General features: G+C 77.0%; 4 protein-coding genes. 2 read left to right on the forward strand and 2 right to left on the reverse strand.

Features of this window, described 5'->3' with window-relative positions:
* Together WCS02_RS17100 and WCS02_RS17105 are read left to right on the forward strand one after the other, a co-directional pair.
* Positions 1–1,347 (forward strand): 3-hydroxyacyl-CoA dehydrogenase (locus tag WCS02_RS17100; RefSeq protein ID WP_340295424.1); only part of this gene is annotated, 1,347 nt, incomplete at its 5' end.
* A 253-nt stretch (positions 1,348–1,600) separates the two neighbouring features.
* Positions 1,601–2,485, forward strand: a complete 885-nt coding sequence (locus tag WCS02_RS17105; protein ID WP_340295426.1) for a hypothetical protein — start codon at positions 1,601–1,603, stop codon at positions 2,483–2,485.
* On the opposite strand, the gene dxs is transcribed toward WCS02_RS17105, so the two are convergent.
* Together dxs and WCS02_RS17115 are read right to left on the reverse strand one after the other, a co-directional pair.
* A complete protein-coding gene (dxs, locus tag WCS02_RS17110; protein WP_340295430.1) occupies positions 2,408–4,399 on the reverse strand; it encodes a 1-deoxy-D-xylulose-5-phosphate synthase in 1,992 nt (663 codons plus the stop codon). The two genes, WCS02_RS17105 and dxs, sit on opposite strands and share 78 nt — an antisense overlap.
* A 397-nt stretch (positions 4,400–4,796) precedes the next feature.
* On the reverse strand, positions 4,797–5,198 hold a 402-nt coding region (locus tag WCS02_RS17115), incomplete at its 5' end, for a hypothetical protein (RefSeq protein WP_340295428.1).

Below are 5,198 nucleotides of genomic sequence, written 5' to 3' on the forward strand. Positions count from 1 at the left end.
CAGGTCGACCAGCGCCTCGGCGGGGCCGCCCCCGCCGCGCCCCGCGCGCTCGACCTGGTCGCCGCCGCCCGCACGGCCGACCGGGACGCCGGGTTCGCCGCCGAGGACGAGGCCCTGGCCGACCTCATCGTGTCGCCGCAGTTCCGGGCCGGCATGTACGCGTTCGACCTGGTGCAGCGCCGGGCCAAGCGGCCCGTCGGCGTGCCCGACAAGGGCCTCGCCCGGACCGTCGGGTCGGTCGGCGTCGTGGGGGCCGGCCTCATGGCCTCCCAGCTCGCGCTGCTGTTCGTCCGCCGCCTCAAGGTGCCCGTCGTCATGACCGACCTCGACGACGCCCGCGCCCAGGCCGGCGTGGCGCGCGTCCACGGCGAGGTCGACACCCTCGTGGGCAAGGGCCGGATCAGCCACGACGAGGGCAACCGCCTCAAGGCGCTCGTCACCGGCGGCACCGACCACGCCCTGTACGCCGGCGCCGACCTCGTCGTCGAGGCGGTGTTCGAGGAGATGTCGGTCAAGCAGCAGGTGCTCGCCTCGCTCGAGGCCGTGGTCCGCCCGGACTGCGTGCTGGCGACCAACACCTCCAGCCTGTCCGTCGCGGAGATGGCCTCGGGCCTGCAGCACCCCGAGCGGATGGTCGGCTTCCACTTCTTCAACCCGGTGGCGGTCATGCCCCTGGTCGAGGTGGCCCGGGCGCCGCAGACCGACGACGCCACGTACGCCACGGCGTTCGCGGTCGGCAGGCAGCTCGGCAAGTCGTGCGTGCCCGTCGAGGACGCCCCCGCGTTCGTCGTCAACCGGCTGCTCATCCGGATGCTGTCGGAGGCCTTCGCCGCCGTCGACGAAGGCACCCCGCCGGACGTCGTCGACGCCGCCGTGCGCCCGCTCGGCCTGCCGATGAGCCCGCTGGTCCTGCTGCAGCTCGTCGGCCCCGCCGTCGCGCTGCACGTGCTGGAGAGCCTGCACGCGGCCTTCCCCGACCGGTTCGCCGTGTCGGGCACGCTGCAGAAGGTGGTCGAGGCCCGCCAGCCCGGCATCTGGTCGTGGGACGAGCGCGGGAAGCCGTTCCTGTCGGAGGAGACGCAGGCCCTGCTGCCCGCCGGCGGCACGGCGAGCACGCCCGAGCAGGTCCTCGACCGCTGCCTCACGGCGCTGGCCGAGGAGGCCGGGCTGCTGCTCGACGAGGGCGTCGTCGCCGACCCGCGCGACCTCGACCTCTGCATGATCACCGGCGCGGGCTGGCCGTTCCACCTGGGCGGGCTCACGCCGCTGCTCGACCGCGAGGGCTACGCCGAGCGCGTCGTCGGCCGCCGCTTCCTGCCCGCCGGGGTGGCGAGCCTCCCCGCCTGACCCCGGCCGCGCTCGCCCCAACCCGTTCCGTCGCAACGGCACCCTCCGTCGGCTAGACCGTCGCAGGGTGCCGTCGTGACGACGCGGTCCCGATGCAGGGTGCCGTTGCGACAGACCTCCGCCGCCGCGCGCCCGGTGGCGGGCCGTGGCGGGGGCGCACGGTGGGTGACGGGTGCCGGGCCGAGCGGGTGACCTGCCCCGGCCCGGCACCCGTGGGCGTGTGCCGGCACGGACGGGCGGGGAGGGTGTCGGCATGGACCGCGCCGAGCCGCCCCGCACCCGTGCCGCGGCGCGCCGGGCCGAGCTGCGCCAGGCGGTGCTCGCCCTCGCGGTCCTCGACGACGTCGACCTGGTCCCGGGCGACGACGGCGTCGACCTCGCCGCAGGCGGCCGCCTCACCTGGCCGGACGTCGCCGCCGCGGTCGGGGCGTGGGCCGCGCTGCCGGAGCACCCGGTCACCCGCCACCGGCTGCTCGTCGCGACCAAGGTCGTCGGGGTGGTCGCCGTCGGCGGCGCCGACGAGCTGCTGGGGACCTGCCACGCGCACGGCGAGCCGGCCGACACCGCGACCCTCGGCTGCGGCCCGGCGTGGGTGCGGGAGCGTGCGGGCGACCTCGTCCTCGGCCTGGGCGTCAGCGACCTCGCCGGCATGCCGGGCCCGTCGCCGCTGCCCCCGCTGCCCTCCCTGGACGACGTCCTCGCCGCCCGCCTGGCCGCCCGCTGGGTGGAGGTCCGGGAGGACCTCGAGCGGCTCGGCGGCCTCGTCGTCGCCCGGCTGGAGCGCGACGCCCAGGAGCAGCGCCCGCTCGTCCTGCGGCCTACGGGCACGGCGGACGTCGTCACCCTGCTCGGCTCGCGGCGGCTGCGCACGGCCCTGGCCGACGGTGACGGCACCGGCATGCGAGGCGTCGCCGTGCCGGTGCGCGAGCGCGGCTGGTTCGACCTGGCCCGCATCGACCCGGCGTTCGTGGGGGCCGCGTGGGCGGCCAGCGAGCCGATGGACCGTGCGTTCGGCTCGCCCCTGCTGGTCACCACCGACGCGGTGACCGTGCCGGCCGTGCTAGGTGACGTCCTCGCCGGTGTCCTCGCCGACCCGGCCGGGCCCTCGCTCGACCGCGACCTGCGCCGCCGCGGCTGACCCGGCCGACGCCGGGCCCGACTCCTGCGGTCCGGTCCGGCCCCCGGCGGTCCGGGTGGCCACCTCGACGACGCGGCGGGCGACCGCCTGCGGGGTGAGGCCGCTGCGCTCGAGCAGCACCGACCGGGGCATGTGGTCGGGGAACTCCTGCGCGATGCCGAACCCGACGACCACGGAGTCGACGTCGGCGTCGGCGAGGGCCTGGCGCACCGCGGCGCCCACCCCGCCGACACGGCCGCCGTCCTCGACCACGGCGACCACGCGGTGGCGCCGGGCGAGCTCGACGAGCGAGGGGTCGACGGGCTTGACCCAGCGCGGGTCGACGACGGTGGAGTCCAGCCCGTGCGCCGACAACCGCTCGGCCGCCTCCAGGCAGACGGCGGACATCGCGCCGACGGAGACGACGAGCACGTCGGGCTCGCCGGTGCGGGGGGTGCGGAGCACGTCGCTGCCGCCGTGGCGGCCGACGGCGGGCACCGCGGCGGGCAGGGCGCCCTTGGGGAAGCGGACGACGGTCGGCGCGTGGTCGACGTCGAGCGCCTCCCGCAGCTCCGCCCGCAGGGTCGCCTCGTCGCGCGGGGCGGCCAGGCGCAACCCGGGGACGACCTGGAGGATCGACATGTCCCACATGCCGTTGTGGCTGGCGCCGTCATCGCCGGTCGCGCCGGCCCGGTCCAGGACGAACGTCACGCCCGCGCGGTGCAGGGCGACGTCCATGAGGACCTGGTCGAAGGCACGGTTGAGGAACGTGGCGTACACCGCCATCACCGGGTGCAGGCCGGCCATGGCCATGCCGGCCGCGCTCGTCGCGCCGTGCTGCTCGGCGATCCCGACGTCGACGATGCGGTCGGGGTGGGCGTCGGCGAACGGCTTGAGCCCCACCGGGATGAGCATCGCGGCGGTGATGCCGACGACGTCGGGGCGCTCGCGGCCCACGTGGACCATCTCGTCGGCGAACACCGACGTCCAGCTCGGCGCGGACGGGCTGAGCGCCGCACCGGTCACCGGGTCCATGGCGCTGACCGCGTGGAACTGGTCGGCGTCGTCCGCCTCCGCCAGGGCGTAGCCGCGGCCCTTCTGGGTGATGACGTGCACGAGCACGGGGCCGCCGTAGCGGCGCGCCCGCTGCAGGGCGCGCTCGACGGCGGCCCGGTCGTGGCCGTCGACGGGGCCGACGTACTTGATGCCCAGGTCGGTGAACATGCCCTGCGGGGCCATGTAGTCCTTGATGGCGGCCTTGGTGGCGTGGAGGGCGTCGAAGAGCCACCGCCCCACCGCGCCGCGCCGGGTCAGGCTGTGCCGGCCCCAGGTGAGGACGCGCTCGTAGCGGCGGTCGGTGCGGATGCCCTCGAGGTGGGCGGCCAGGCCCCCGATGGTCGGGGAGTACGAGCGGCCGTTGTCGTTGACGACGACGATGACGGGGCGCTGCTTGTCGTGGGCGATGTTGTTCAGCGCCTCCCACGACATGCCGCCGGTGAGGGCGCCGTCACCGACGACGGCGACGGCGTGGCGGTCGCGCACGCCCTGCACCTGGAACGCGCGGGCGATGCCGTCCGCCCACGACAGGGCGGTCGAGGCGTGGGAGTTCTCGACGACGTCGTGCTCGGACTCCGCGCGGCTGGGGTAGCCGGACAGCCCGCCCTGGCGCCGGAGCATGGAGAAGTCCTGCCGGCCGGTGAGCAGCTTGTGCACGTAGGACTGGTGGCCGGTGTCGAAGACGATGCGGTCGCGCGGGGAGTCGAAGACCCGGTGCAGCGCGATGGTCAGCTCGACGACGCCGAGGTTCGGGCCCAGGTGGCCGCCGGTCGCGGTGACGGTGCGGACCAGGTGCTCGCGGACCTCCTCGGCGAGGGTGTCGAGCTCGTGGCGGTCGAGCAGGCGCAGCACCGCGGGGGACGTCACCCGGGGCAGCACGAGGGCCGGCCCGACGGTCGCGCCGGGCACCCCCGGCACCGCGTCGGCGGCAGGGGCGACGGGGACGGCGGTGGGACCGGCGGGCGTGGTCGTGACCGGGTGGCCCTCAGGGGTGGTGACGTCGGCGGTGCGGGCGCCGGGCACCCCGGCGGTCCCGGCGGCGCCGGCGTCGGCTCCTGGTCCGGTGCGCGGGTCGTCGTTCGTGGTCACCACTCCCTCGGCTGCCGCGGACGCCGTCGCCCGCGCGCGGCCCCGGGAGGGGACCGCCCGACCACGATACGGTCCGGTCCCCGGCAGCGCCCCACGCGACGCCGCCCTCCGGGGCACCGCCACCGGATCTCCACGCCCACGGCGCAGCCGCGGACAGCGGCGCGCAGCCCGGACGGGCAGCGGACCGTCAGAGCCGGGGGACCCAGCGCACCCCCTGCAGCGCCCCCGCCAGCAGCTCGCAGGCCCGGGCGGCCGCCCGCAGCCGGGTGCCCTCGCTGTGCAGCACCTCCAGGACGTCCTCGACCGTCCGCAGTTCCGAGCCCGCGGCGCCCAGCTCGGCGCGGGCCTGCGCGAGCGCCGCCGTGTTCGCGGCCGCCTGGGCCTGGACGTGCCGCACGGCCAGCCAGGCGAGCACCGGGGGGTGGCGCAGCAGGACCTGGTGCTCGCGGTACTCCGGCGGGCAGACGTCGAGCAGCCAGCCCACGGCCCGGTCGGCGAAGCCGGGGCTGCCCGGCGGCGGGACCCGCTGCGGCCAGCCCGGCGCGACGGCGCGGCTCACGGCACGTGCGGGTGGGCCGCCGCCAGCTCC

Source organism: Aquipuribacter hungaricus, from assembly GCF_037860755.1.
Classification (GTDB): domain Bacteria; phylum Actinomycetota; class Actinomycetes; order Actinomycetales; family JBBAYJ01; genus Aquipuribacter; species Aquipuribacter hungaricus.

Coding starts and splice junctions, on each gene's coding strand:
- WCS02_RS17105 (WP_340295426.1), top strand. CDS start 1,601: ATGGACCGCGCCGAGCCGCCCCGCACCCGTGCCGCGGCGCGCCGGGCC.